The following is a 26752-nucleotide window of genomic DNA, read 5'->3' as shown; positions in this document are numbered from 1 at the left end:
CAACGTGGAAGGACGTTATGGACAATTTACTGGTAAAGGCTGGCGGATGGCTGGCGCTCGTGTTTCTGGCATTCATTGCAATGGTAATGGCGGTGGACGGTGGTTTCGCCGTGCATATGGCGATTATCATGATCGCGTGCCTGATCGCGCTATGGGTGACGATCAGCAAGGCTGATTATGCGGCGATCGGTCGCGGAATATTGAATGCTCCGGCTGATCCCGGAAAATATGACGACGATCCGATCCGCTGGGGTGTGATCGCCACGCTTTTCTGGGGCATGGCAGGATTCTTCGTCGGATTGTATATCGCCCTGCAACTCGCTTTTCCGGCCCTCAATCTCGGTCTGGAATATACCACATTCGGGCGGCTCCGCCCGCTCCACACTTCTGCCGTCATTTTTGCTTTCGGAGGCAATGCGCTAATCGCGACGAGTTTCTATATCGTCCAGCGCACTTGCAGGGCGAGGCTGGCCTTCCCCCGTCTCGCCCGCTTTGTTTTCTGGGGTTACCAGCTGTTCATCGTGCTGGCCGCCACCGGCTATCTTATGGGCGTAACCCAGTCCAAGGAATATGCCGAACCGGAATGGTATATCGATATCTGGCTGACCATCGTCTGGGTGAGCTATGCAGCCGTGTTCATCGGCACCATCGTCAAACGGTCCGAACCCCATATTTACGTTGCCAACTGGTTTTTCCTCAGCTTCATCCTGACCGTGGCGCTGCTGCATCTGGTCAATGGCCTGGCCATGCCGGTCAGTCTGCTCGGCGCAAAAAGCTATAGTGCCTTTGCCGGCGTCCAGGATGCGCTGACGCAATGGTGGTACGGCCATAACGCTGTCGGATTTTTCCTGACTGCGGGCTTCCTCGGCATGATGTATTATTTCGTGCCGAAACAGGCAGAGCGGCCGGTGTACAGCTATCGTCTGTCGATCATCCACTTCTGGTCGCTGATCTTCCTCTATATCTGGGCCGGTCCGCACCATCTCCATTATACCGCGCTCCCCGACTGGGCGCAGACGCTCGGCATGGTTTTCTCGATCGTACTGTGGATGCCAAGCTGGGGCGGGATGATCAACGGTCTGATGACGCTGAACGGCGCATGGGACAAGATCCGCACCGATCCGATCATCCGGATGATGGTCCTGGCGCTCGCCTTTTACGGCATGAGCACCTTTGAAGGTCCGATGATGTCGATCAAGTCGGTCAACAGCCTGTCGCATTATACCGACTGGACCGTCGGTCACGTCCATAGCGGCGCACTCGGCTGGAACGGCATGATCACCTTTGCCGCGCTCTACTATATGGTGCCGCGCCTTTGGGGCCGCCAACGCCTGTACAGCCTGCGCATGGTCAACTGGCATTTCTGGCTCGCGACGCTCGGCATCGTTCTCTACATCGCTTCGATGTGGGTCGCCGGGATCATGCAGGGCCTGATGTGGCGCGAATATGGTGACGACGGCTATCTCGTCTACGCCTTCAGCGAAGTCGTCTCGGCGATGTTCCCGATGTATGTCATCAGATCGGCCGGTGGCCTGCTCTATCTCGCTGGTGCAGCCGTCATGGTTTACAATGTCTGGATGACGGTAGCCGGCAAAGTCCGCGACGAAAAATCAATGACCGAGACACCCCATGATCCGGAGGCCGACAAGCCGCTGGTCGCGGTTCCGGCAGAGTGAGGGAGACAGGAAAATGACCACACTCACGCAAAAGCACAAGAAGATCGAGCGCAACGTCACCTTGCTCGCTGTACTCGCACTGGTCACGGTGATGATCGGGGGGATCGTCGAAATCGCGCCGCTCTTCTGGATCGACAATACGGTCGAGGAAGTCGAGGGCGTCCGCCCCTATACTCCGCTCGAACTGGCTGGCCGCAATATTTATGTCCGCGAAGGATGCTATTCCTGCCACAGCCAGATGATCCGGCCGTTCCGCGACGAAGTTGAGCGCTACGGTCATTATTCGCTGGCCGCGGAATCGATGTACGATCACCCTTTCCAGTGGGGCTCCAAGCGCACCGGGCCGGATCTGGCCCGCGTCGGAGGCCGTTATTCGGATGAATGGCACGTCCAGCATCTGACCGATCCCCGCGCCGTCGTTCCGGAATCAAATATGCCGCCTTATGCCTTTCTTGCCGAAAAGGAACTGAAAGCCGGCGACATGGGCGACCATCTGCGCGCTCTTTCGCGGGTCGGTGTTCCCTATTCCAAGGAATCGATTGCCAAGGCCAATGAGGATTTACTGACCCAGGTTGACCCGTTCGCCAGTTCGGCCGACCTGGAAAAGCGCTACCCCAAGGTGCAGATCCGCGATTTTGATGGCAATCCTGACCGTCTCAGCGAAATGGACGCGCTGATCGCCTATTTGCAAATGATCGGTACATTGGTTGATTTCGAGGCAGGCGAAGCGCTGGAGCAGCCACGATGAACTATGATGCGCTCCGCCATTTTGCCGACAGCTGGGGCCTGTTGTTCATGACGGCGGTGTTCCTGACGCTGATCGGCTGGACATTCCGTCCGGGCGCCGGACGCAATCATAAAGAAGCCGCCCATATGATTTTTGACGAGGACAAAACAGATGTCTGACAAAAGACGCGTCGACGAACCAACCGGCACCGAAACCGTTGGCCATGAATGGGATGGCATCGAGGAACTTGATACCCCGATGCCGCGCTGGTGGCTCTGGACCCTTTACGCCACAATCGTCTGGGCGATCGGCTATGTCATTCTTTATCCGGCGATCCCGATGCTCAATTCTGCCAGCGAAGGGCTGCTCGGATGGAGCAGCCGCGGAGAATATGAGAGTGCCGTCGCAGAGCGGGAGAAAGAGCTCGAACCGATCCGCGCAGCTCTGGTATCCCAGGATATCAATGAGATGAGCAACAACCCGCAATTGCTGCAACAGGCGATTGAAGGCGGTCGTTCGGCGTTCAAGGTTCATTGCGTACAATGCCACGGCTCGGGCGCAGCGGGATCGATCGGCTATCCCAATCTCAACGACGATGACTGGCTGTGGGGCGGTGATCTGGAAACGATTGAATATACGCTGATCCATGGAATCCGTAATCCGGATCACGACGAGACCCGCTTCTCGCAAATGCCGGCCTTCGGCAGGGATGGCATATTGCAGTCGAACCAGATTCAGGATCTAGTCTCATATGTCCGGCTATTGTCGGGCCGTGAACAACAAAGTTCGGCGTCGAAGCGCGGTGCGGCTCTATTTGAAGCCAATTGCGCGGTCTGTCACGGAGCGGATGGTACCGGTGACCGCGTCCAGGGTGCGCCCAACCTCGCCGATGCGATCAGTCTCTATGGCCTCGACCGCGCTTCACTGACCGACACCATCACCAATGCCCGTTACGGCGTCATGCCGCGCTGGGGACAGAGGCTCGATCCGGCTACGATCCGTATGCTGGCGGCCTATGTCCATTCTCTCGGCGGTGGCGAAAAGCCTCTGGTCGCGGCACCCGCGGTAGAAGCCAAGGCTGAGAGCGGGAATGATGAGCAATCCTAAAGAAATCAACGATCCCGAGCTAAAACTCTACGAAGCGCGCAAGAATGTCTTTCCCAAGGCGGTAAACGGCACGTTCCGGCGGCTGAAATGGGTGATCATGGCGATCACGCTCGGCATCTATTATATCACTCCGTGGATTCGCTGGGACCGCGGGCCTTATGCGCCCAATCAGGCGGTACTGGTCGATCTGGCCAACCGGCGCTTCTACATGTTCGGCATCGAAATCTGGCCGCATGAATTTTACTACGTCGCCGGCATGCTGGTGATGGCGGGTATCGGGCTATTCCTGGTCACATCGGCCGTCGGCCGCGCGTGGTGCGGCTATTCCTGTCCGCAAACCGTCTGGACCGACCTGTTCCAGCACGTCGAACGCGCCATCGACGGCGACCGCAACGCCCAGTTCCGTTTGCAGGAAGCACCATGGGGTCCGAAGAAAATCGGCAAGCGGATGCTGAAATGGTCCGTATGGCTGTTTATCGGTTTCTGGACCGGCGGCGCTTGGATCATGTATTTCGCCGACGCCCCGACCCTGGTTGTGGATTTCTGGACCGGTCAGGCCGCCTTTGTCGCTTATGCCACGGTTGGTGTTCTCACCCTGACGACCTTCATCTTCGGCGGTTTCATGCGCGAGCAGGTGTGCATCTACATGTGCCCGTGGCCGCGTATCCAGACCGCGATGATGGACGAAAAGTCGCTGACCGTCACCTACAAGGACTGGCGCGGCGAGCCCCGCGGCAGCGTGAAAAAGGCCGAGGCTCAGCCCGGCAGCTTTGGCGACTGCATCGACTGCAATCAATGCGTCGCTGTCTGCCCGACCGGTATTGATATCCGTGAAGGACCACAAATCGGCTGCATCACCTGCGCGCTGTGCATCGACGCCTGTGACAAGGTGATGGATCAGGTCGGACGCCCGCGCGGCCTGATCGACTATGCGACACTGGAAGATGCCGAGCTGGAAAAAGCGGGCAAGCCGCACAATCCGATCCTGAAAACCTTGTTGCGGCCACGCACGATTCTATATTCCTCGATCTGGGGTGCAATCGGCCTGGCAATGCTGTTCGCGGTCGGCAATCGTACCCGTATCGACATCAGCGCCAATCATGACCGCAACCCGGTCTATGTCCAGCTTGCCGACGGTCATGTGCGCAACAGCTATACGATCAATCTGCGCAATATGGAAAACCGTCCGCGCCAGATGATTATCGGCATGACGGCGATCGAGGGCGGGGCCATGTGGTCCAACGCCGGTTCGCGGGAAACGGCGGGGCAGGCCCTGACCACCGAGGTGGCCGCCGATAGCATAGCCAGACTGCGGATCTACGTCGCCGCTCCGGGCACAGGCCCCACGCGAGAGGAATTCGCCCTTACGGTAACCGCCGCCGACGATCCCGAGGCTAAGGATATTGACGAGGTATTTTTCGAACGGCCGGAGACAGGCGAATGACGGGACGACCAACCGAGGTGAAAAAATTCACCGGCTATCATGCAGCAGCGATAATCGTCGCCTTTTTCGCGGTGGTTGTCTGCGTCAACATGGTCATGGCGCGGTTCGCCCTGTCAACATTCAGCGGCACCGTGGTCGACAACAGCTATGTCGCAAGCCAGAAATATAATGACTGGCTGGCTGAGGCCCGCACCCAGCAGGCCCATGGCTGGACCGTGTCGCCTGCCCTCCGCAAGGCGGACAAGGCCACCATCACAATCACGACGGCTGCCAGCACTCCATTGCAACAAGCGACCATGACCGGCATCGCGGAACATCCCATCGGACAGGCAGACCCTTTCGAGATCAGCTTTACCCAAGCCAGCTCAGGCGAATTCCACAGCGTCGAAAAATTGCCCGCAGGCCGCTGGAAACTGAAGATCATCATCACCCAGGACGGCAAGGATATGCGCGTGGTTCGGGATATCTGGTGAATGCGATTGCGCCCATAAACGACGGCCAGTCCCGTCTGATCGTGTCGCGGTTTGCCGTCCCTGCGATCCGCTGCGCTGGTTGCATTTCGAAAATCGAGAACGGCCTGAACGCGGTGCCGGGCATCGTTTCCTCGCGGGTGAATTTCTCGACCAAGCAAGTTGCGATATCGCATCTGCCGGAATTGCCCGACGACCAGCTCAGGCGCGAAATCGAGACGCTCGGTTTTGAAGCCCAGATACTTGCCGATAATCCGCTGTCCGAAGAGAAAGGCAGCACCGACAAGCTGATCCGCGCGCTCGCGGTCGCCGGTTTCGGGATGATGAATATCATGCTGCTGTCGGTCAGCGTCTGGTCGGGCGCGGCCGGGGTCACCCGCGATCTGTTCCACTGGTTGTCAGCGCTGATTGCCATCCCCGTAATCTCTTACGCGGGACGTCCATTTTTTGCGTCCGCCGCCATGGCCTTGCGTTACGGCCGGACCAACATGGACGTACCGATCTCGATCGGCATATTGCTGGCTACCGGCCTGAGCATCTACGAAACCGCTACCGGCGGCGAACATGCCTATTTTGACGGTGCGGTGATGTTGCTGTTCTTCCTGCTCGCCGGTCGTGTGCTCGATGGCATGATGCGCGACCGCGCTCGTGAGGGCATTGGCGCATTGCTCAAACAGACCGCCCCGGGCGCAATGGTGCTGGAAGATGACGGAAACACCCGCTGGGTCGCTTCCAAGGATTTACTTCCCGAGATGCAGATGATGGTTGCAGCCGGGGAAAGCCTCGCTGCCGACGGGATTATCGTCTCGGGCTCCAGCAGTTTCGACTGCTCTCTGATGACCGGCGAAAGCGTGCCGCAGCCCAGATCGAAAGACGATATGGTCCTCGCAGGGACGCTTAACCTGACATCGCCCGTCGTGGTGCGGGTCACGGCAACCGGCGAAGACACGAGTGTTTCGGACATCGCGCGGTTGATGGACGAAGCGGGTCAGCGTCGTTCCTTCTACGTGCGCATCGCCGACCGGGCCGCCCGCTATTATGCGCCGGCCGTCCATAGTCTCGCTCTCCTGGCCTTTGCCTTCTGGATGATCGTCGGCGCGGGCTGGCACCAGTCCTTGCTGATCGCGGTCGCGGTGCTGATCATCACCTGCCCCTGCGCTCTTGGCCTCGCGGTGCCCGCTGCGCAGGTCGTCGCCTCCGGCGCGCTGCTCCGCAAGGGCGTGATGGTCAAGGACGGCAGCGCTCTGGAGCGGCTGGCAGAGGTCGACTATGCGCTTTTTGACAAGACCGGCACCCTGACCTTGGGCCGTCCGGTACCAGTCAATCTCGATGATCTCGACCTCGGTCAGAAGCAAATCACTCTCGCCCTCGCACAAGCCAGTCGCCATCCGGTCAGCAAGGGCATTCGCACCGGGTTGCTCGCGCAGAATATCGAACCGGCGGAGCTTGAAGACATTCAGGAATTGCCCGGCGAAGGCATGGCGGCGCGTTGGGGCGATATCGGGGCGATGCTTGGCAAGCCGGAAAAGTCGGAGGATCACCTATCCAGCCAGCTGACCGTCGGCGGCAAAAGTGTCGTGATCCAGTTGCGCGATGAAATCCGGCCCGACGCATTGGCGGCCATAGCCAGTTTGCAGACGCAGGGCTTGCCTTCCTCGATAATCTCCGGTGACAATAATCGCTCCGTTTCCCTTGTTGCGGATGCTCTTGGCCTGAGCGCTCAAGCAGGCGCTTCACCGCAGGACAAGGTCGAAGCCATCACCCGCCTGACCGATAGTGGCTACAAGGTGCTGATGGTGGGCGATGGCCTGAACGACGGCCCTGCCCTTGCCGCTGCTCATGTCTCGATCGCTCCCGGCACCGCCAGCGATGTTGGCCAGCAAGCTGCCGACGCGGTATTCACCAGCGATTCTCTGATGCCCATAGCGCTTTCGGTCAGGGTCGCGCGGCGCACGATGCAGATCGTCCACCAGAATTTCGCTCTCGCCATCGGCTATAATATCTTCGCCGTCCCGCTGGCGCTCACCGGCATGGTCACGCCGCTGATCGCCGCTATTGCGATGTCTTTGTCGTCGCTGATCGTCGTTGGCAATGCGCTGCGGCTGAACGGAGCGGCAAAATGAGCGGCCTGGCGATCCTGATCCCGGTAGCGCTGTTTATGGGAATATGTGGACTGACCTTCTTTTTCTGGGCGATGCGCCACGACCAGTTCGAAGATCTCGACGGCGCCGCCCAGCGGGTGTTGATCGACGAGGAGGAAGACGAACCATCATGATCGGCGTCATAAGAAGGTCCCGACTCAGTCAATGGGCAATCGCGGCAATCGCGCTTCCGCTTGCCGCTATGCCGCTGTCGGCAAAATCCGAGATGATGAATATCGAGCTTTGTACCGCCGATGGCGAGGTACGAAGCGTTTCTATTCCTGTCGAACAGGATGATGGCGAGAATGATTGCGCGAAACCGTGCCACGCCTGCCTGTCACGCAAGAAAAGTCCGAAAAGCTGAGCTTAGACAGCCCGCTATTTCGCCTCGCCGCTCTGATCATTACCACTTTCCGCCGCAAAACCGATACGCAAAGCCTCGGCCAGACTGCGAACGCGCAGTTTCTCCATCATATTGGCGCGATAGATTTCCACAGTGCGTGGCGAGATACCGAGATCATAGGCGATAGTCTTGTTCGGATAGCCGGTCATCAGACCCTCCAGCACATCCTGCTCCCGTCCGGTCAGGCAGGCGAGCCGGACTTTCGCTTCGGATGCCGCCATTTCCTTGAGTTCGCTATTTTCCAGTCGCGAGAACGCTTCTTCCATCGCCGCGATCAGCGCTTCTTTCTCATAGGGTTTTTCGAGGAAATTGATCGCCCCGGCCCGCATCGCCTGGACCGCGATTTCGACATCGCCATGGCCGGTCAGAATGACCACGGGCATATCTATCCCATCCTTGATCATCTGCTGCTGCACCTGCAGGCCGTCCATTTCCGGCATGCGTACATCCAGCAGCACACAGCCCCGTTCCGCGCCTTTCGCCAGCTTCAGAAAGGCCACCCCGGACTCGACCGGTTCAACCTTGAATCCCGCGTGCCGCAACATGAATGCAGCGGATCGCCGGACGGAATCATCGTCGTCGACGACATAGACCAGCCTTTCATTGCTCATCATCTTGCTCCTGTCCTGCTTTTTCCAGCGTTATCCTGAATATCGTCCCGCCTTCGGGATTGGGTTCGACCCCGATTGACCCGCCATGCGCCTCGATAATCGTCCGGCAGATCGAAAGGCCCAGGCCCATGCCGTCTCCCTTGGTGCTGGCAAAAGGGTCGAATAGCCTGTGTCCCAACTCCTGATCAATGCCGGATCCGCTGTCCGTTACAGCTATTTCCACCCGGTCATCATCAATCGACGTAACGCCAATATGCAGTTTTTTGGTAACGCTATCGGCCATCGCTTCGATGGCATTGCGCATCAGATTAACCATCACTTGCTGTATTTGCACGCGATCGACAAAAACATGATTGGTATCGGGCGCGATATCGATCGAGAATTGCACGCCTTTTTCCTGCGCTCCGATCATGCCGAGAACGGTCGCGTCTTCCACCACCTGGGCAATGGACAAAACCCGCCGGTTGATCTCCCCCCGCGATACAAATTCCCTCAGCCGGCGGACAATGGTCCCTGCCCGCAAGCTCTCGGACACGCTTTCCTGCAGCGCTTCGCGGAAAAACTCCCGGTTCTCCGCCAAATCACCATCCATCATGTCGCGCGCTGCAGACAGATAATTGGCGATCGCGGTTAGCGGCTGGTTGATCTCATGGGCGAGCGCGGAGGCCAAAGTTCCGACGGCGCTCAGGCGCGAGGCATGAGCCAGATCCGCCTGGAGCGACTGCAGTTCCGCTTCAGTCTGCTTTTTCTCGGTCAGGTCGATGATGAAGCCGGTAAAATAGCGCTCTTCACCAATTTTTGCTTCCCCGACTTCCAGTTGCAGCGGAAAGGTCGTGCCATCCTTGCGGCAGCCGACGACGGTTCGCCCGATACCGATAATCCGCTTTTCATTGGTTTCGATATAGCGCTCGATATAGCCGTCATGCGCCGCTCTATAAGGTTCGGGCATCAAGACTTTGACATTTTTACCAATTATCTCTTCCTGATCATAGCCGAACATCTTTTCTGCCGTGGCGCTGAAAGAGCTGACCAGACCATATTCATCAATCACGATCATGGCGTCGGGTATCGTCGTCAGGATCGATTTCAATATGGAATTGGCGCTGTCCAGTTTGCTTTCGGTCGTTCGGAGTGCGGTCAAATCCTGAAAGGATATCATCACAGCATCGATATCACCCTTCGGATTAGCCAACGAAGCCAGATTACATAGTGCAAGCATCGAACGTCCGTCCGGAAACTCCAGCTTCACTTCGAACGGTTCGATATTCCTGCTCGGGCGCGCATCAAAGGCGCTCAACATGGCGTCGTTGAAAAAAGTTCGATGGCCCTCGGCTACGCAAGACCCCGGCGCACCTTGGGGTAGCTCCGCGAAACTGGACACACCCAGAATATTCAGCCCTGCGATACTGCAGTTGATCGGCTGCAGGTCACGATCCACAATCATGACGCAGTTCGGCAGCCCGGACAGGATAGATTCCAGATAAGGAAGCTGCTTTGTGTCAAAGGCCATCGTTTCGCGCACTTGCTATGTCTATCCCTTGGCCGACCCATCGCCACTAGCGAATATGCATATCCTACACAAAATGAGCGCATTGCCATAAGAAAATCTGATCTGTCTATGCTGAAACTCGTGGCCACTCAGTGGGAAACAACAAGCGGGATGTGGCAGTTTTTGAAGAGGTTGCGCGTTACGCCGCCAAATAGAAACTCTCTCGCCCGGCTGTGACCATAAGCGCCCATGACAATATATTCGGCCTTCACATTTTTCGCTTCTGCGAGCAGCGTGACATCCACCGAAATTTTACCCGCCGGGGGGCTGTGAATTTCGGACTTGATACCATGATAGGCAAGATATTCGGATGCGGCGAGCTGCGGAAGGTCGTGATCCTTGTCCTCCTCGACCGTCAGGATATGGACGTCGCTGGCCATTTTCAGCAAGGGCACCGCAGCGCGTAACGCATTGCCCGCTTCCAGACTACCGTTCCAGGCAACCAGAGCAGTACCACAGGCGTCGAACTTTTTCACATCGTCAGGTTGAACAATGACCGGAGCGGTCGCATTAAACAGGACGTCGCCCAAAATTCCGAGCGGCAAGGCGTTATCTTTATCCTGACTGGCAGAGCTCAGAACAATGATATCGACCAAGGCGGAATTTTTGGAGAGCCCGCGCGCGGGATCGGCGTTTACTTCCTGATAATCCCAGGACACGTCTTCATCGGCGAGACGCCTTTCGATCTCCGCCCGCAGCTTTTCGTCCAGTTCACGCGACATCTGGCTGATATCGTACATCACCGATATGCCGGTGACGCCATCAAAAGCCATTTGCGAGTTGTAGGGATTGGCGCGCAGGCAATGAAGATGCCCACCCAGCGAACGGGTCAAGTCGAGTGCCGCCTGAAAACGGGCCTCAAAGCCTTCATCATCGGCAATATATAGCAGCACGGATTTCATATATAGTCTCCCGAAATTGCATGTCCCGCTCAGGCCCGGACATTGGGTGAAGACTAGCTAGGCAAATTCATGGCCTATATAAGGAATAATACGGATAGAGATTCGCCGCTCCGTTCACGGTGTCGTTTTTTCTGTATTTCCAACGGTCGGTGTCTGCCACTGGAAGGCCGTGATCAATTCCATGATCGCCTCTTGTGCTGCGGTATCGACTTCCTGCGGGTAGGCAGCCGTCAACCGCGCATCCCAATAACCATAGTCCAGCGCGGTCACGCTGAAATGCCAGGGCACTCCATCGCTGTCGCCGTCAAAAATGCCCTGATAGGCGGCGATATCGGGACGTCCCGACACAAAATACTCTCCCTCCGAAACAACGGCAGCGCTTGAATATTGTGACAGCATGTCGGGTTTTACGATCTTGTAATGATCCTCGGCATTCAATTGCTCGAGATGGATAATCGCGATCTTGATTTCTATTTCATGATCTTCGAAATCGCGCAGATAGCCGATCTCGAAATTATTGCCGGAAAAATCGGTCGTCATTTCACACTGACGGCGAAATCCCGCGACTGTCGCAGGAAATACGAAACCGCTTTCCTTGTGAACGATTGCGCCCGGCTCTTCATAGGGCGCGAACGGGTCAGACAACGGATCAGAGCCAATCGCGCATTGCGCTGCGGCGGGACTGCTCGCCAGTGTCAGCGCCAGTGCTGCGACCGACAGGAAGCCTGCAATGTTCATTCTCTTGGACATAAATCTTCCCCCTAATATCTCAATCGGTCTTCATTCGTGACAGCTGATGACGCGAAACGGCAGTTCGCTGCCATCGGTTTCCGTGATCGTCAGATATTCGCCGACCTTGAGCGGATGATCCTTGAGCCTGAAAATGCTTTCATCATCGTCATCGCCGACTTTGTAGGAAAAGACCCATCCCTTGGGCGATGCAATGACCACCCCGCTCTGATCGGCTTCCCCTGGCCAGAACCGCCGTACAACAGGCCGTTTTTCGGCCTGCTTCAGCGCCTCCGGTTCAATGAAGCCATCATCGTTCAACGGAACGCGAAAGACATATGCATGGGCTGACGAGCCATTGGGATGGTCAGCGGTTCGGGCCAGTTCAAGGCGGATTGTTTTCCAGGTCATGCAATGTGTTTGGGCGAATGCACTCGTACGCGCGATACGCAATGTTGCGTAGTGGGAATGATAATTTCGCGAATAAAAGTCGAGAATGTTGAGATCTCGATGGATGTCGGCAGAACGCATATTTGTGGAGGTTCGCTCGTCGGTCGCCACGCCCTTTCCTACAACTAACCAAATAGGTTATATTCACGCCCTTCCACAAAGAAAGGCGATTCCTCCTATGCCCAATTCCAACGATATCGATATGTTGATTGACGACGTCATAAAGCTTGAAGGCGATTACTCAAATCATCCCGCGGACCGGGGTGGCCCGACCCGATGGGGCGTCACCGAAACCGTCGCTCGGGCTCATGGCTATGCTGGCGATATGCGGCATTTCCCGCGCGAGAATGCCGCTGCAATTTACAAAGACAAATATTGGCTGCGGCCGGGTTTTGACCAGATCGCCCGACATGCAACGGATATCGCGGCCGAACTATTTGATACCGGGATCAATATGGGAACAAGGACGGCCACGGGCTTTCTGCAGCGCGCACTCAATGCGCTCAACCGCAACGGACGCGACTATGGGGATATCTCTGTCGACTGTGAAATTGGCAGAAAGACGCTGGCTGCTCTTGAAGCGTTTTTGCGCAAACGAGGCCCACAAGGCAAGACCGTACTGCTCAAGGCGATCGAGGCGCTCCAGGGCGCCCACTATATCAAACTTGCGGAAACACGTCCGGCTAACCAGGCCTTCCTTTATGGCTGGCTGGCTAACCGGATCGGCTGAATTCCGCCAAAATTTATTTTTTCTATAACCGTGTAAAGTTTGTCAAGTCCACCAAGCGTCTTCAGACTCTTTCTTAACTTCCTCTCCGTCGAAGAAGCCGTTTCTAGAACAAGCTATGCAGAATTTCGCAATCTGACACACAGAAAGGAAACTTCCAAAATGTCCATTCTCTCGACCCTGATCGGACCTGTTTCAAATATCATAGACAAGATCATTCCCGACAAGGAAGCACGTGACAGAGCCAAACTGGAACTGCTCAAACTGGAAAGCAGCCAGGAACTGGAAGAAGCCCGCATCCAGATGTCCGCCATATTGGCAGAGGCGCAATCGGTCGATCCCTGGACGAGTCGCGCGCGGCCCAGTTTTCTCTATGTCATGTATTTCCTGCTGCTCTGGTCGGTCCCGATGGGGCTGATCGCCGCCTTCCGTCCAGAGGCTGCCCGCGATATCGCCGCCGGCATGAACGCCTATCTCGCAGGAATACCAGAGCCGCTTTATGCGCTCTTCGGCACCGGATACCTCGGCTATACCGTGACCCGGCAATGGGGGAAAATCCGCGGTGTCGAGCAATAGGAGTCAGCTATATTGTCGCGGTCCGAACCAGTGTCCCAAAACCGGATCGCCGACCCGATATCGCTCAGATTAATGCAATATTTACGAAATAGGCTTGCCATGCCCATATCTTTCCAGATAAAGGGAAAAGTCTAGTTCATCCAAAGGGGATATATTAAATGACTACCGAAACCAACTTTCGTAAAATGCTGGCTGTAGCCGGCGGCCTTGCACTTGCTGTTCCAGCTCTTTCTGCATGTGCAGAACAAGCTGACGACGCTGCTGCGGTAGCTGAATGTGCTGCTGAAGAAGCAACATGTGCTGCTGAAGAAGCAACATGTGCTGCTGGCGAAGCTGTTTGTGCAGCTGAAGAAGCAACTGGCGAAGCCGCTGATGCAGCTGCTGAAGCAACTGACGAAGCTGCTGAAGCAGTCACCGAGTAAGCTTAGCTTATTTCGCATTGAAAAATGCACTGGAAAGGCTGTTTGAGCTTACGGGCCAAATAGCTAAAGAGGGCGTCTCGCTAGTACCCAGAGTGGTACCGGCAGACGCCCCTTTCGTTCAATATCAGCATTATCCCAAAGGGGATTGCATCGCGCCGGGCAACAAGTCGCGCTGGTTCTACCATGCGCACAAGCCGGAAGAGCGCGAAGAAGGCGAACATGGCCATTTTCACATGTTCCTGCCACTCGACATGTTTGAAGATGTCGAACCTTATTATCAGCCCCCCGCAAAATTGCCCAATGGCAAGAACACCCAGGGCGTCGTCCATTTTGGCGCGCTGAGCTTCGGCCTGGACGGTATGCCAATCAGCTGGTTCACCACCAACTATTGGGTTACCTATGAATATATGATGCCGGCTGAGGCCATCGCTTCGCGTCTGCGCAATTTCGATATGACCGGCGCACCGGGCGACCCGCTGGTCAGCGACTGGCTAACAGCCGCAGTCCAGCATTTCCACGATCCCATCGTCGAGATTCTTCACGAGAGGGACAGAGTTCTAAAGGACAGGAGACAGGAACTGGGTTCCGCTGCCTTCACCGACAAGAAAGTCGAAATCCTGTCCCGCCAGCCATTTGATCTCTAGTGATCATATCCCGGATTGGTACGCTTCAATTTCCGCATCAGGCCCGGCCAAACGAGATTGTCGCCCAACCCTTTCTGAAACACGGCGGCACCCTGTTGATAGACCCGATGCCCCATCTCTGCGCTCTCTTCATGGAGATGCTCTTCACCACCAACGGACTGCGCCAATATCTGGGTCTTGCAGGCATTCTCGAGGAGATACATGCGCATAAAGGCAATAGCACAATTTTGACCGACGGTTAACGTACCGTGGTTGCGCAATATCATAAGGCTTTTCTCACCCAGATCGTTGATCAGCCGCTCCCGCTCATCCAGATCGAGTGCGATGCCCTCATAACCATGGTAGGCGACGTCGTCATGAACCTGCATCGAAAACTGGGTGTAGCGCCTTAACCCTGCCTTTTGAACAGATACCGCGATGCCATAAGGCGTGTGGACGTGGATGACGCATCCAGCGTCCTCACGAGCGCTGTGGACCGCGCTATGGATTGTGAAACCTGCGGGGTTGATGAAATATGGTGTATCCTGCTGAATATTGCCATTCAGATCGATCTTGACCAGCGCGGACGCCGTCATCTCGTCAAACAGCACACCATAAGGGTTGATCAGGAAACGCTCCTCACCATCTTCGTCCGGCAACCGAGCGGAAATATGCGTGAACACAAGATCAGTCCACGCGTGCATGGCACAAAGCCGATAGGTCGCCGCCAGATCGCAGCGCAGCTGCCACTCCACTTCAGAGACCTTGCCTTGGAGCGTTGGTATCTCGTGAGGATCGGGGATGGAGAACCCGGGACCGACCCCCATTGCAGAATCGGCTGTTTGGATCGCAGTTGCCATGATCGCTTCCTTCGCTTGAAATTTCATCGTCAATGCAATTAGGCATGCATTGTCCACAACCGCAACTAAACTATCTAATGTACCTTGGTGTCAAGTATCGCCGCACGTGATATGCCTGACCGAAGGACAAATAGACGCCACCCGATGAGAACCGCGATTTTATTGGAGGCGATTGGAACTGGTTCATTATTCCATTATCAATCCGGCCCGACAGAGCGCTTGCCGGATTTCAGACGAAATCCGCGGCGGTCAGATTCTTTTGCAATATTCAAATCAGCATTCGCCTGTTTGAGCCAGTCATCACAAATTCCGATCTCCGGTGATATTTCGGAGAAGCCTACATCGAGAAAAAGCTCGGCATTCTTGAATTCCATTCTTTTCATCAAATCTTCCGCCACAACCTTTGCTTCCGCTTGAGTGGTAGCTGTGAGCAGAACAGCAAATTGCGTCCCGCCCATACGTCCGACACAGTTTGGCGGCGGGAGACGTGCGGTCAGATACTGGGCAATTCTCTGCAACAGCGCGTTTCCGGACAGGCGGCCGGAGTGATGTGCGACCATTTTGTATAAGTTTACGTCAAAGAGAACGAGCGTGCTTTTGACCTTCTGCCGACCATAAAGGGAAATCACCTTCTGCACCGCTACAGAAAAGCCACTCCGCGTAAATGTGCCAGTCAACCGGTCTTTGGCGGTTTGTTGACGTAATTCAAGCTCATGCATTACCAGTTCGGCGAGCTGCTCCATCAATTCTACTTTCGAGTGCCCGAACTGTCTCGGAACGATATCCAACGCAGAAAGCGTGCCAATATTATGTCCGTCCGGCGTGGTCAGTGGTACGCCGATATAGCTTCTCAGAAAGGGGATACCTGTAACAGAAGGATTGTCCTTGAATTGTGGATCGAGAGTGGCATCCTCAATTATCAAAGAACAATTTTGATCGATAGCGTGATTGCAAAATGTACTATCTCGCGGCACCTCCAGCGCTTCAAAACCTATTTTCGACTTGAACCATTGCCTATTTCCATCAAGTAATGAAATCGCGACCATCGGAACATCAAGAGCCAATTTCGCCACCGTGGTAATATGGTCGAAGCGATATTCCTCAGCGGTATCCAGAATATCATATCGTTCCAGGGCAAATTGCCGGGCAGCTTCCACCTCGAATTGGAAGACTCGATCCATCTTCATTCTATCGTCCAATTTGACCAACATCAAAATGAGAGACGGTTATCGCGTCAAAAAGCTAAGGCAGTTAATCGGTAACCGAAGAAAATGACGGTGTCTCGGTAAGGCGATACTTGTGTCATCAGACCGGCCTGATGTTCGTGCAAATGGACGCTCGGACAGGTCTCGATGTTTTTTATCTCGATATGAGGTCTCATTTCACCAAGAGTCCGTCGCTGTGGACCGTCGCATCTGGTCGACGCACTTAGTCTGTCGATATTTTTGCCGTTCATATCCATGTGGTAACCTAACTGAGGATGGAATGATGACACCGCGTGTTGATGTGAGACCTGATCGGAGCGATATTCTTTCGTCAGATAGCAGGCGCTCAAGTGACCGCGAGGTGGTAACCGCAGAAATATTTGTCCGGCAATCCAATACCCAGTTGTTTCGCGCTACTTTGTCGGATCTGTCCGTCACCGGTTTCAAAATGCTGAGTTGCACAAATCTTGATTCAGAAAAGTTGGTTTTCGTGACTTTGCCCGGATTGCAAACGCTCGGAGCCCATATAAGGTGGGTGCGATATCATGATTTTGGTTGCGAGTTCACCACCCCGCTACATCCTGCAGTTCTCGGACATATTGTATCCGTTCTGCGAAATTTTTGAAATTCCAAACTCTGGCCATATCTGGTGCTACGCCGCTGATAACACAAAATTTTTATGTGAAAACTGGCTCGAGCGCACAGTAGGAATGATGTAATTCCCTCTCCTCTAAATCGCTTAAAGTCCCAAATCTCTCTCATCAACGAATGAGCAAGGTCAGTTTCAGGCGATCACGAGTGAGGAGCGCCTATTGGACTGATCTTTTGACGTTTTTCAAATCTGTTTGCCGTAATTTTTTGCTATCCGATGGAAGGAAGTGGTCCATCTTGGTCGCCCATATTATAGGTTTCAATATTAACCTACTGATATCAATCCGCGCAGGAAAACTCCCTTTCTCATTGCAGCCAGGATATCCGATTGTCCTCTATGCGGATAAAGGGTATCAATCTGTCACTGCCCGAGTTATTTCAGTTACAATCGAACAAATACGGGCCATTATTGAAGGCGCTCGGGAACGAGACTGGGCATTTTTGCAAGAGGTAGCAGAACTTGGGGGGACTCTAAAATTGCAGTGTGAAGGTAATGGATAGTGTTGAAGCTGAGCTAGCGGAACTTCGATCGACCCTTCAGCGGGCAAACGAACGATTTGAAATACTGGATAAAAGATTGGCGGATTCGCCAGGGCGAAACAACGAAGACAAGATTGTCGTCAATGACGAGCTGAGCGATCTTGATCTAATTAGTCGCGCCAAAGACTATCTCCATTGGGGACGACTAAAATCCCAGACCATGGATGCCGGAAATGGTTTATTCTCGGACTCATGTTGGAACATGTGCCTCGATATCTACATCTGCGGCCTAAAAGACGAACGGGTGACAGTGTCAGCCATCGCGCACAGTTCCGGCATACCGATGACAACTGCGATGAGATATATTAACGTCATGGTCCAGCAAGGCCTAATTCAGAAAACTCCAAACCCTGCCGACAATCGAATGATCTTTGTTTCGGCCTCCCCTGACTGCATGGAAAAAATAAAAAGACTTCTCACCAGCTCTCCGCTCTGAAACCCGCGCACCAACCCAGTTCACAGATAATTACAATAGCGACAATTATCGAGCCGCAATCTGCCAGACAAATTGACACGAAACCATGACACTCCGGATCCTATGGCGTTAGGCCGGATGAAGATGGACGCGGTCAGCAATCATTTGTCTCCCGTAGCCAACGAGAAATTCGCCACATCTTAACTCCAGCATTAGCCTGTATTGTTTCCGCGATATCCGAACCTGTTGCTCCAGCCCGCTGGTGATTTTCTGGTCCGAGACGTTCCAACGATTACAGCTTTCGCAGAAATGACGTCACTTCATTAACTCATCTTTAACCATCTTTGTCCATTTCAGACGTTACCAGGTGACGGTTCGAAGATTGCGGGATCTTCGAACCACCCTTCCCCGGCAATTCGGGGTTGCGTGTGTATTTGTGATCTGGGTAGCTTAATGACCGATGTAAATTTAGAGACGTTGCTTGCTGAGAAGCTGATCGGCGATAGTCCGAAAATGCAACAATTGCGCACAATCATAAAATTTGCTGGTCGTTGTAACAGTTCGATTATGATTACTGGCCCTTCCGGCAGCGGTAAGGAAGTCGTTGCCGAGGCCATCCATGCTATTTCCGATCGCAAAAACGCAGCCAACATCGCTGTCAATTGTGGTGCATTGCCGGATCAATTGATTGAGTCCGAACTGTTCGGTCATGAGAAAGGTAGCTTCACCGGTGCCGTGAACCAGCATGTCGGTTTGTTCGAGCAAGCCGATGGCGGCACAATATTTCTCGACGAGATTGGCGATATGCCGATCAATATGCAGGTCAAGCTGTTGCGAGTATTGGAAACCCGTATCGTCAACCGGGTAGGCGGCAATCGCAATATCGGCGTGGATGTGAGAGTTATCGCGGCCACGCACAAACATCTTGGCGAGTGTATCAAAAGCAAAGTTTTCCGCGAAGATCTCTATTACCGCCTTTGTGTCGTACCGATCGAAGTGCCGGCGCTCAATGAAAGAGCGGAAGACATTCCAGCGTTGGTTGCCCACTTCCTGAACAACCAGGATGGACGGAACCCCCTCCCCATTTTTACGGCAGAGGCCTTCGCCGCCATGCAGAGCTACGATTGGCCAGGCAATGTTCGTGAATTGCGCAATGTTGTCGAACGCGCTTCGGTTTTCTTTTCCGGCAAACAAATTTTAGCCAGCGACGTTGCCATGCTGGTGCAATCCGATATCGCGCCAGTGACCCAGCGTGCTGCTGCACCAGTATCCATGCCGACCGAATTACCGCAGGCTGCACGTACTGGCCCGTCTTCCGCTGCACCATATGCTCCAGATTTCGTGGGTCGGGGAAGCAATGTTCTCGATCTGAACGAACATCTTCAATTTGAAGAGCGCCGTATAATCATGAACGCGCTCGATAAGTCGCACGGTGTTGTCTCCCGCGCTGCACGCTTGATCAATATCAAACGGACCACGATGATCGACAAGATGCGCAAGCATAATATCGACTGGCATGTAGAAGACCGCATGGATTACCGCATTGCCGTTTAAACGCGCAAAACCATAACTAGTGAAATGGTGCGATCGCGGTCCAGGCTTTTTCAATTTCATGGATCATCTCGCGCGCAGACTCCACCCGCTCGACACATGTTTCCCTGCCGTCCATCTGAATGCGCTTTGCAGCTTCCGAATAGATGATGTGCAAAGTCTGCGCCAGATCTCCCGCCACGTCAAAGTTCAGCGATTCATCCAGTCCATTGATAATGGCCAAAGCTTTCCCTCTATGCTGATACATTCGGGCGTCGTCGCCGCGCCGTGCACTTCCGATCATCTGGTCGAGCGTTTCGCGCAGCTCTTCGAAAAGCACCGCGACCAGTTCGTATGGGTCGGCAGCCAAAACACGGCTTTCTTTTGCGATGGATTGGTAGCTTGAGGCTCGTTGAATTCGTGACTGAACTGTCATGTTCTATTACTTTCTCGGATCAATTGTCGGTATATGAAGCGAATTGCTGTTCAAGATAGGATTGCGTCGAACGCAATAGTGCTAGCTGGCGTTCGAGCCCTGCAAAGTTCTTCTCCAATTGTTCGCGCAATTTTTCACCGTCAGCAGCAATTTTTTCACGCGAGGCAGCGATTGAATCGCGAATGGTTTCAAGGCGCTGCGTCGCCACGGTCAGAGCACCACCATCATCTTGTAGAGAGGTCGAAACAGCATCAAGCGCACCGGACAGACCAATATTAGTACCGGTAACCACAGCTGGCTCGAGCATTAGCTTAATTGCTCCGCTGTCCAATGCGATCGCTGCGTCAAGCCGCGTCTTGTCGATCGTCAAGGTGCCGTCATTTTCCGTACGCACGCCAATGTCCGCGAGAGTCTTGAAATCGCCGACGTCGGTAAGCCGCGTTGATGTCAACTGACTGAGCTTGCGAATAACTTCGCGGGCGCCACGGTCACCCGCCAAAGGCCCGCCAGTGCCGCCAGCCAACCCGGGTTTGGTTGCAGCGTTCAAAGAACTGCGCAGTTCATTATAGGCGGTCACAAACTCTGTCACCAAACTGGCGACGTCTAATGGTTCGGAATCGCCGTTAATCGTGAATTGTGTTCCAGCCTGAGCGGCCAATAGCGAAATTTGCACACCCGGTATGGCGCCGGAAACCGTATTGCTGCTGTTGGTGAGTTCGATACCGTCGACCTTGATGATACTGTCCAAAGCGGTTGCAATATTGGTCAGGTTCATAGCAGCAGACGGGCCGCTTTGAGTTAAAGTGAACGCGGCATCAACGCCTTCTTGCGCTTCCATAACCAGTCTGGCGCCAGTGTTATCTGTCAATATCATTGCAGTTACGCCACTGTTGCTGGCATTTATCGCATCTCGCATTCCGGCGAGGCTATTGTTGGTGCTGTCGATGACGACGTCAAAACTCCCGCCGCTATTGTTGATGGTGAGCGTTCTCTCGCCAACTGCGGTGGATGCGCTGGCGAAAACATCCGATATCTCGCGCTGGGCGACGGCGACTTGCACCACTTCAACCGAAGCAGGCAGTCCTTCAGGCCGACTACCATCCAATACAGATGCTGTTGCCAGGTCGGTTCGCCCCGATATCAGGTCGCCAACAAAACCCTGTCCGTTCAATGTTTCTTTCACGGCGGCAGCGAAAGTCGTCAAAGCGGACTTGGTTGCAGCCATCGCCGAAATTCGCGAAGAATTCAGTTGGGAGCGCGAATTGAGTTGAGATAGTTTCGCATTCTGGGAAGCTGCCAACAGGTCGGTTACAAGTTGCGACGTGTTGATTCCTGAACCCACCCCCAGGCTGTTTATAATGTCTGTGACCATGATAATCTTCCTTTGGGTATTTTACGGCGCTTCGGAACGCAAATTAATGGGTGGGTGCAAGTTGAAATTACGCCATCCGCGCGCCGTCAACGCTATATCTGACGTCATCCGGTAGTGAGATTTTTGGTTTGTGGATTGGACTGACCAATTTGGCATCAAGCTGGATCAGGAAACTAAGGACCATCGCGACAGCGGCATAGAGACGATCATCAATTACATCGCCGACGTTAGACGTATAATATATCGATCTCGTGAGATCCGGATATTCCATCACTGGCTTGCCGATTTCACTGGCCATTTCTCTCATAGCGAGCGCGACTGCATCACATCCCTTGCCAAGCACAACTGGTGCCATGTCCCGGTCCCGGTCATATCGCAGGGCTACAGCGAAATGAGTTGGGTTGACCAAGATGACCGTCGCGTCGGAAACAGCCTTGCGGGTTGAATCGTTGAGCATTTCGCTACGCCGCTGACGCTGAAGTGCACGAACGTCGGGAGACCCCTCGCTTTCCTTATATTCATCCTTGATTTCCTGTTTCGTCATTTTCAGACGTTTGCTGCGCTGGAATAGCTGGATGGGAACATCAATCATCGCGATCAACACCATGCTGACGCAGATACCGATGAGGAGCTTCAGGAATAAGGATGCAAAACTGTCGATTGCATTGTTCAGATCTTGCGCGGCGAGCTGTGCCATCTGGTCAAAATGCAGATATAATATTGATCCGCCCACGGCTCCGATCAAAATAATTTTCATCAGCGATTTACCGAGTTCCATCACGCCATTCGCACCAAAAATACGCTTCAGGCCCTTTATCGGATCAAGCTTTGACGGTTTGGGTTTCATCGCAGACCATCGAAAGCCCAATGAACCCAGCATCGCCGGCGTGGCAACGGCAGCGACCAGCAACAATGCAAACAGGCTCATGAATTCCGGTACTATGCTGGAAACCAAAGCGCCGCTCCGACCGCCAACATCGAACGCCTCAATATCTTCAGGGTGAATGATAAGCGCACTAGCAACCATATCGGCCAGCGCCCCATAAAGCAGGCCGCCAAACATCAGGAACGCAACCGTGCCGACAAAGATGATCATTGCACCACCCAAATCGCGCGATTGCAGGACGTCGCCTTTTTTGGAACTGTCTTGTAGTTTCTTTGGGGTTGGTGCTTCGGTTTTTTCTCCGCCGCTCTGGGATTCTTCTGCCACTATGCACCTCCAGCGACGAGCGCTGCCTGGTCAAGACCCATGCCCAGTGCCTGAATAACAGCGTCGGCGATGATCGGCGCGGTCACTGCCAGAGCTACAAGGCCGACGGTGATCGTTACCGGTATGCCGACCGCAAACAGGTTAAGCGCAGGAGCGGTCCGGGCGAGAAACCCCATCATTAATTGGACCAGAATGAGGGCGCCGCCCACTGGTAGCGCGATGAGCAATCCCATTGAAAACAAGGTCCCGCCAAATTGCACCATGCTGTAAAGCATATCAGGACCCATCATCGCAAAGCCGGGAGGCAGCGCAGCATAGCTTTTGACAATGGTCGCAACCAACAGCAGATGTCCATCAATAGCGAGCAGAAGCAAGGTCGCGAAAATCGTTAGAAACTGACCGATTACCGGGGTCGATTGGCCGGTTTGCGGGTCTGACATGCTGGCAAAGCCAAGGCCCATCGCGTTGCTGATCGTTTCTCCGGCAATCAGCACGCTGGAGTAGCCAAGCTGGAGCGCGAACCCGATCGCCAGACCAGTGATAACTTCACCCATGACAAACAAGCTGTTACCCAAGGAGATTGCAGTTTCGGTAGGCAGTTCAAAGCTCATACTGTTGGTCGCGACCATTCCGATCATGAACGCAAGCACGATGCGGACCTGAATGGGAATGTTCGCAGCACCGAAAATCGGAGCGACAACCATCGCCGCGCTCGGCCGGATCATCGCCATCAGCCACATCCACATCTGGCCTTCAAACTCTGCAAAACCTGGAGCGATCATAGCAGGAGGTCCGGAATTCGAGCATAGATTTCGCGGGTAAAGTCTGCAATCAGCAGCAAAATGGAACCGCCGAAAATAGCGACAACCGCGGCCACGACAACCAGCTTGGGAACGAAGCTCAAGGTCTGTTCATTGATCGATGTTGCAGCCTGCACCATGCCCAGCAATAGCCCGACCAAAAGCGCGGGAATAAGCAACGGAGCAGCGGCCAGCGCAGTGATCCAAAGCGCTTGTTGTGCAATGCCAATAAAGAAATCTGGACTATCGGTCATGAGCTAGACCGCAAACGAGCCGGCAAGAGATCCCATGGTCAACGCCCAGCCATCGATCATCACGAACAATAGCAATTTAAATGGCATTGAGATAATCACCGGTGACAGCATCATCATGCCCAGCGCCATCAAGACCGCAGCTACCACGAGATCAATGATCAGAAATGGCAGGAAAATCAGAAATCCGATCTGGAAGGCCGTTTTCAATTCACTGGTGATGAAAGCCGGCAACATTATCGAAAATGGGATTTCTTCAGCCGAGGCGAAGCCGTCCTTGTTGGACAGTTCCATGAACAATTTGAGATCACTTTGCCGGGTCTGCTTGGCCATGAAACCATGCATAATCGTTCCGGATTTCTCGATCGCGTCTGTCAAATCGATTTCATCCGCAGAATAAGGTGCGATCGCCTGCTCGTTTATCTGCTCGATTTGCGGTGCCATGACGAACATCGACAGGAATAGAGCAAGGCCGAGCAATACCTGGTTGGGAGGCGTCTGCTGCAAACCAAGTGCATGGCGCAAGATCGACAAGACAATTATGATCCGGGTGAAGCTCGTCATCATCAATATCAGCGACGGCAACACCGTCATCAGACCCATCACAATCAGGATCTGCAATGTTGTGCTCAGTGGCTGGCCGTCGCCAGAGACGTCATCCAGTGCACGTTCGAGTGCAGCCGATGCTCCCGGAGCAGCATCCTGAGCAAATGCCGGATCAGCGGCATAGGCAGATGCGAAAAACAGCACGACACCAAGGAATATTTTCAAACTAGTCCGCATGGTGAACATCGATCTTCTGGATACCGTTACGGGTCACAGCCAGCAGAATCTGACGGCCACCAAAATCGACCACGGCGAGTTTGCTCTGCACACCCATTGGAACCGTCTCCACGACGTTCAAAAGATTTGAATTCTGCCGCATCATCATTTGAGGTTGATATTTGCGATAGAGCCAGAGCGAGCCGTAGATCAGCAAGCCGATCATTGGCACCATGATAAACAGTTTGACGATGTAGAAGGTCATCAGTTGCGCCTTTCCACACGCGCACGCGTCATGCCGTTGGATACGATCTCGGCAATACGCACACCGAATTTATTCTTGACCGGAACAACCTCTCCCCGGGCCACTAGCGTTCCGTTGACATTGATGTCGATCAATTGGTCAACCTGCCGGTCGAGCTCGACCACAGAGCCTTCTTGCAAATCCATTATTTCGGATATGGTCATCGATACATTGCCGACCTCGACAGAGAGCCTGACTTTGATATCGGACAAGAAACGATAATGGTCCTGGGCAGGAGCCCCCTCGATATCAACACGCGCTGCAGTATCCAGCATTTCGCTATCATGAGTCATATCATTCATCTTCTCGTCCTACAAAAATTGTTTGATTTTAAAGGCTACACCGCCATTTTGTTCACCGATGCTGCCATGGGCAAACACACGATCTCCGACAATAAGCGGAACATTGTCGGTTGGCGCAACGGGTAGAATATCTCCGACAGCAAGTCGGGAAAGCTCGGACAACTGCATGGTCGGACGGGCAAGAACCGAACGGACGGGCATATAAATCTGTTCGACAGAATCTTTCAGATTGGCCTTCCAGACCGGGTCGACCTCGTTCGTCTCCCGGTGATGGGGACGGTTTAATTGTGGTTCGATTGCAATCAATCCGTCGAGTGTCTGAATGACATCCATCGCCGCGATCTTGTGTCCCGAGAGATGGACGGATGTAGCGGAAACCAGAACATTCTCGTCATCCAGATCCAGCTCAATGTCATCTTTGTCTTGGAAATAGCGACTATAGCGAACCGGCGAGTCAAAGAGCATTGACCAGGCGTCCGACAATCCGGCCGCGATCGCGCCAGCCAACCGGTTGATCATCGTAATTTCAGATTGTTTCAGATCACCGCTACTATGCGCTTCACCATCAAATTGTCCGCCAAAGAAACAGTCGACCGATGCACTTAAAAATGTCCGGGAAACGCGAACCAATATCGGCTTCTCCGAGGCACCCAGTTGAAATTCCAGGTAAACAGATTCTGCGGCCAGAGCGGCAAGCCAATCTTTGAACAACAGCTTGGCACTGTCGTCAACTTCCACTTTCATTGCACAATCGATGACATTTGAAAGGTGCAGTTTCAAAACGCCGTCCAGTTTTTTCTCAACCTTTTTATAGGCGGACAACAAAATACCGTCCGGACCACCTTTTTTAATCAGACTGTGACTTACCGGGGCAGCGACATTCTCTTCTCCCGATGATTCCGGGCTGGTTGTTGATGGTTTGGAATTCGTCATGATCTTGCTACTTTCAAAAGCGCTTATTGAACAACCATGTTGGTGAAATAGACGTCCTCAATTCCGCCAAATCCTGTTTTCTCTTTCAGCGTTTCATTGATAATGTCGCGCAATTTTCTCTTCAGCTTGAGCTTGCCTTCCGGTGCCTCCAATTCAATCGCATCTTGCTGCCCCAATTCCATCAGAACAGCGGATCGAATGGCAATTTCATGGTTGATGACATTTTCGAAAACCCGTTCGTCATAATATGTCGAAACCGCCAACGACAACTGGGCGAAGCTGTCTGAATTCGACAGGTTGGAGGTGAATGGCTGTTCGATCTGGTGATAGGTCACCTTGAACGCACTGGACGCTTCTTTCGGTGCCGTGGCGCTGGCTTCTTTTTCGCTGACGGCGGTTCCGTCCTTCATGATAATCTTCGGCTTGTTCGGATCTTCAGGTTCCTCGTGATCTCCACCGATCATTCCTGCCGCATAGAAACCTCCGGCAGCTCCTCCACCGCCGAGCAAAGCAATCAAGCCCGTGGCAAAAAGAACCGTTTTAAGCTTGCCCTTTTTCTTGCTTTTGGGATTTTCATCGTCTGGTTTCGTCTTTGACATTTCGACCTCTGGGTTAATTGAATTT

Annotated in this window: 32 protein-coding genes; 15 read left to right on the top strand and 17 right to left on the bottom strand. The window is 53.9% G+C overall.

Features of this window, described 5'->3' with window-relative positions:
- Window positions 1–17: 17 nt before the first annotated feature.
- The 9 genes from ccoN to AACZ86_RS09155 are packed head-to-tail and all read left to right on the top strand — an operon-like array spanning window position 18 to window position 7929.
- A complete protein-coding gene (ccoN, locus tag AACZ86_RS09195) occupies window positions 18–1676 on the top strand; it encodes a cytochrome-c oxidase, cbb3-type subunit I (protein WP_339691658.1) in 1659 nt (552 codons plus the stop codon).
- A 13-nt stretch (window positions 1677–1689) separates the two neighbouring features.
- Window positions 1690–2424 (top strand): cytochrome-c oxidase, cbb3-type subunit II, encoded by a 735-nt coding sequence (ccoO, locus tag AACZ86_RS09190; RefSeq protein WP_339691657.1) that lies wholly within the window; start codon window positions 1690–1692, stop codon window positions 2422–2424.
- Window positions 2421–2582, top strand: a complete 162-nt coding sequence (locus AACZ86_RS09185; protein ID WP_339691655.1) for a cbb3-type cytochrome c oxidase subunit 3 — start codon at window positions 2421–2423, stop codon at window positions 2580–2582. The genes ccoO and AACZ86_RS09185 overlap by 4 nt, the downstream gene beginning before the upstream one ends.
- The gene (gene ccoP / locus AACZ86_RS09180; RefSeq protein ID WP_339691653.1) at window positions 2575–3510 is read left to right on the top strand and encodes a cytochrome-c oxidase, cbb3-type subunit III; all 936 of its coding nucleotides are present in this window, start codon (window positions 2575–2577) and stop codon (window positions 3508–3510) included. Before AACZ86_RS09185 ends, ccoP begins: the two co-directional genes overlap by 8 nt.
- Window positions 3497–4954, top strand: coding sequence for a cytochrome c oxidase accessory protein CcoG (gene ccoG, locus AACZ86_RS09175; RefSeq protein WP_339691762.1), 1458 nt, complete (start codon window positions 3497–3499; stop codon window positions 4952–4954). Before ccoP ends, ccoG begins: the two co-directional genes overlap by 14 nt.
- Window positions 4951–5427: a FixH family protein gene (locus AACZ86_RS09170; RefSeq protein WP_339691651.1), complete on the top strand. Its 477-nt coding sequence runs from the start codon at window positions 4951–4953 to the stop codon at window positions 5425–5427. The genes ccoG and AACZ86_RS09170 overlap by 4 nt, the downstream gene beginning before the upstream one ends.
- Window positions 5424–7547 (top strand): heavy metal translocating P-type ATPase, encoded by a 2124-nt coding sequence (locus AACZ86_RS09165; RefSeq protein WP_339691650.1) that lies wholly within the window; start codon window positions 5424–5426, stop codon window positions 7545–7547. Before AACZ86_RS09170 ends, AACZ86_RS09165 begins: the two co-directional genes overlap by 4 nt.
- Window positions 7544–7699, top strand: coding sequence for a cbb3-type cytochrome oxidase assembly protein CcoS (ccoS, locus tag AACZ86_RS09160; RefSeq protein WP_339691647.1), 156 nt, complete (start codon window positions 7544–7546; stop codon window positions 7697–7699). Before AACZ86_RS09165 ends, ccoS begins: the two co-directional genes overlap by 4 nt.
- Window positions 7696–7929 carry a hypothetical protein gene (locus AACZ86_RS09155; RefSeq protein ID WP_339691644.1) on the top strand — a complete coding sequence of 78 codons (234 nt, stop codon included), beginning with the start codon at window positions 7696–7698 and terminating at the stop codon, window positions 7927–7929. The genes ccoS and AACZ86_RS09155 overlap by 4 nt, the downstream gene beginning before the upstream one ends.
- Window positions 7930–7943: 14 nt before the next feature.
- Here the strand turns inward: AACZ86_RS09155 and AACZ86_RS09150 are convergent, their stop codons facing one another.
- The 5 genes from AACZ86_RS09150 to AACZ86_RS09130 form a co-directional block, all read right to left on the bottom strand.
- Window positions 7944–8579, bottom strand: a complete 636-nt coding sequence (locus AACZ86_RS09150) for a response regulator (RefSeq protein ID WP_339691642.1) — start codon at window positions 8577–8579, stop codon at window positions 7944–7946.
- Window positions 8569–10089 carry a PAS domain S-box protein gene (locus AACZ86_RS09145; protein ID WP_339691640.1) on the bottom strand — a complete coding sequence of 507 codons (1521 nt, stop codon included), beginning with the start codon at window positions 10087–10089 and terminating at the stop codon, window positions 8569–8571. Before AACZ86_RS09145 ends, AACZ86_RS09150 begins: the two co-directional genes overlap by 11 nt.
- Before the next feature lie 128 nt (window positions 10090–10217).
- A complete protein-coding gene (locus AACZ86_RS09140) occupies window positions 10218–11030 on the bottom strand; it encodes a universal stress protein (RefSeq protein ID WP_339691639.1) in 813 nt (270 codons plus the stop codon).
- A gap of 114 nt (window positions 11031–11144) precedes the next feature.
- Window positions 11145–11768, bottom strand: a complete 624-nt coding sequence (locus AACZ86_RS09135; RefSeq protein ID WP_339691637.1) for a hypothetical protein — start codon at window positions 11766–11768, stop codon at window positions 11145–11147.
- A 42-nt stretch (window positions 11769–11810) separates the two neighbouring features.
- Entirely contained in the window at window positions 11811–12170 is a 360-nt protein-coding gene (locus AACZ86_RS09130; RefSeq protein ID WP_339691636.1) for a hypothetical protein, read from the bottom strand.
- 217 nt (window positions 12171–12387) lie between these two features.
- Here AACZ86_RS09130 and AACZ86_RS09125 point away from each other — a divergent pair, with 217 nt between their 5' ends.
- The 4 genes from AACZ86_RS09125 (at window position 12388) to AACZ86_RS09110 (ending at window position 14578) form a co-directional block, all read left to right on the top strand.
- Window positions 12388–12939, top strand: coding sequence for a glycosyl hydrolase 108 family protein (locus AACZ86_RS09125; protein ID WP_339691633.1), 552 nt, complete (start codon window positions 12388–12390; stop codon window positions 12937–12939).
- Between the two features lie 159 nt (window positions 12940–13098).
- Complete coding sequence (locus AACZ86_RS09120) at window positions 13099–13512, top strand: holin family protein (RefSeq protein WP_339691632.1); 414 nt, start codon at window positions 13099–13101, stop codon at window positions 13510–13512.
- Window positions 13513–13670: 158 nt separating this feature from the next.
- Window positions 13671–13934, top strand: coding sequence for a hypothetical protein (locus AACZ86_RS09115; RefSeq protein WP_339691629.1), 264 nt, complete (start codon window positions 13671–13673; stop codon window positions 13932–13934).
- A gap of 92 nt (window positions 13935–14026) precedes the next feature.
- Window positions 14027–14578, top strand: a complete 552-nt coding sequence (locus AACZ86_RS09110; RefSeq protein ID WP_339691627.1) for a hypothetical protein — start codon at window positions 14027–14029, stop codon at window positions 14576–14578.
- Here AACZ86_RS09110 and AACZ86_RS09105 read toward each other — a convergent pair.
- Together AACZ86_RS09105 and AACZ86_RS09100 are read right to left on the bottom strand one after the other, a co-directional pair.
- On the bottom strand, window positions 14575–15444 hold the full coding sequence (locus AACZ86_RS09105) for a class II aldolase/adducin family protein (protein WP_339691625.1): 870 nt from the start codon (window positions 15442–15444) through the stop codon (window positions 14575–14577). The genes AACZ86_RS09110 and AACZ86_RS09105 overlap by 4 nt on opposite strands.
- A gap of 170 nt (window positions 15445–15614) precedes the next feature.
- Complete coding sequence (locus AACZ86_RS09100) at window positions 15615–16604, bottom strand: diguanylate cyclase (RefSeq protein ID WP_339691622.1); 990 nt, start codon at window positions 16602–16604, stop codon at window positions 15615–15617.
- A gap of 1162 nt (window positions 16605–17766) precedes the next feature.
- Here AACZ86_RS09100 and AACZ86_RS09095 point away from each other — a divergent pair.
- Complete coding sequence (locus tag AACZ86_RS09095) at window positions 17767–18249, top strand: helix-turn-helix domain-containing protein (RefSeq protein ID WP_339691620.1); 483 nt, start codon at window positions 17767–17769, stop codon at window positions 18247–18249.
- 432 nt (window positions 18250–18681) lie between these two features.
- Window positions 18682–19782: a sigma-54 dependent transcriptional regulator gene (locus tag AACZ86_RS09090; RefSeq protein ID WP_339691618.1), complete on the top strand. Its 1101-nt coding sequence runs from the start codon at window positions 18682–18684 to the stop codon at window positions 19780–19782.
- A 16-nt stretch (window positions 19783–19798) separates the two neighbouring features.
- Here the strand turns inward: AACZ86_RS09090 and AACZ86_RS09085 are convergent, their stop codons facing one another.
- The 10 genes from AACZ86_RS09085 to AACZ86_RS09040 form a co-directional block, all read right to left on the bottom strand.
- The gene (locus AACZ86_RS09085) at window positions 19799–20194 is read right to left on the bottom strand and encodes a flagellar export chaperone FliS (protein ID WP_339691617.1); all 396 of its coding nucleotides are present in this window, start codon (window positions 20192–20194) and stop codon (window positions 19799–19801) included.
- Between the two features lie 19 nt (window positions 20195–20213).
- Complete coding sequence (gene fliD, locus AACZ86_RS09080; RefSeq protein WP_339691615.1) at window positions 20214–21566, bottom strand: flagellar filament capping protein FliD; 1353 nt, start codon at window positions 21564–21566, stop codon at window positions 20214–20216.
- A 67-nt stretch (window positions 21567–21633) separates the two neighbouring features.
- Window positions 21634–22776 carry a flagellar type III secretion system protein FlhB gene (locus tag AACZ86_RS09075; RefSeq protein WP_339691612.1) on the bottom strand — a complete coding sequence of 381 codons (1143 nt, stop codon included), beginning with the start codon at window positions 22774–22776 and terminating at the stop codon, window positions 21634–21636.
- Window positions 22776–23558: a flagellar biosynthetic protein FliR gene (fliR, locus tag AACZ86_RS09070; RefSeq protein WP_339691611.1), complete on the bottom strand. Its 783-nt coding sequence runs from the start codon at window positions 23556–23558 to the stop codon at window positions 22776–22778. The genes AACZ86_RS09075 and fliR overlap by 1 nt, the downstream gene beginning before the upstream one ends.
- On the bottom strand, window positions 23555–23830 hold the full coding sequence (locus AACZ86_RS09065; protein ID WP_339691608.1) for a flagellar biosynthetic protein FliQ: 276 nt from the start codon (window positions 23828–23830) through the stop codon (window positions 23555–23557). The genes fliR and AACZ86_RS09065 overlap by 4 nt, the downstream gene beginning before the upstream one ends.
- Before the next feature lie 3 nt (window positions 23831–23833).
- On the bottom strand, window positions 23834–24610 hold the full coding sequence (fliP, locus tag AACZ86_RS09060) for a flagellar type III secretion system pore protein FliP (protein WP_339691605.1): 777 nt from the start codon (window positions 24608–24610) through the stop codon (window positions 23834–23836).
- Window positions 24600–24854 carry a flagellar biosynthetic protein FliO gene (locus AACZ86_RS09055; RefSeq protein WP_339691604.1) on the bottom strand — a complete coding sequence of 85 codons (255 nt, stop codon included), beginning with the start codon at window positions 24852–24854 and terminating at the stop codon, window positions 24600–24602. The genes fliP and AACZ86_RS09055 overlap by 11 nt, the downstream gene beginning before the upstream one ends.
- Window positions 24854–25195 (bottom strand): flagellar motor switch protein FliN, encoded by a 342-nt coding sequence (gene fliN, locus AACZ86_RS09050; RefSeq protein ID WP_339691602.1) that lies wholly within the window; start codon window positions 25193–25195, stop codon window positions 24854–24856. The genes AACZ86_RS09055 and fliN overlap by 1 nt, the downstream gene beginning before the upstream one ends.
- Window positions 25196–25204: 9 nt before the next feature.
- Entirely contained in the window at window positions 25205–26128 is a 924-nt protein-coding gene (locus AACZ86_RS09045) for a FliM/FliN family flagellar motor switch protein (RefSeq protein ID WP_339691600.1), read from the bottom strand.
- A 23-nt stretch (window positions 26129–26151) separates the two neighbouring features.
- Window positions 26152–26727: a flagellar basal body-associated FliL family protein gene (locus tag AACZ86_RS09040; protein ID WP_339691598.1), complete on the bottom strand. Its 576-nt coding sequence runs from the start codon at window positions 26725–26727 to the stop codon at window positions 26152–26154.
- Between the last annotated feature and the right edge of the window lie 25 nt (window positions 26728–26752).

Source organism: uncultured Parasphingorhabdus sp., from assembly GCF_963975735.1.
Taxonomy (GTDB): domain Bacteria; phylum Pseudomonadota; class Alphaproteobacteria; order Sphingomonadales; family Sphingomonadaceae; genus Parasphingorhabdus.
This window is presented reverse-complemented; position numbering and strand designations above follow the sequence as displayed.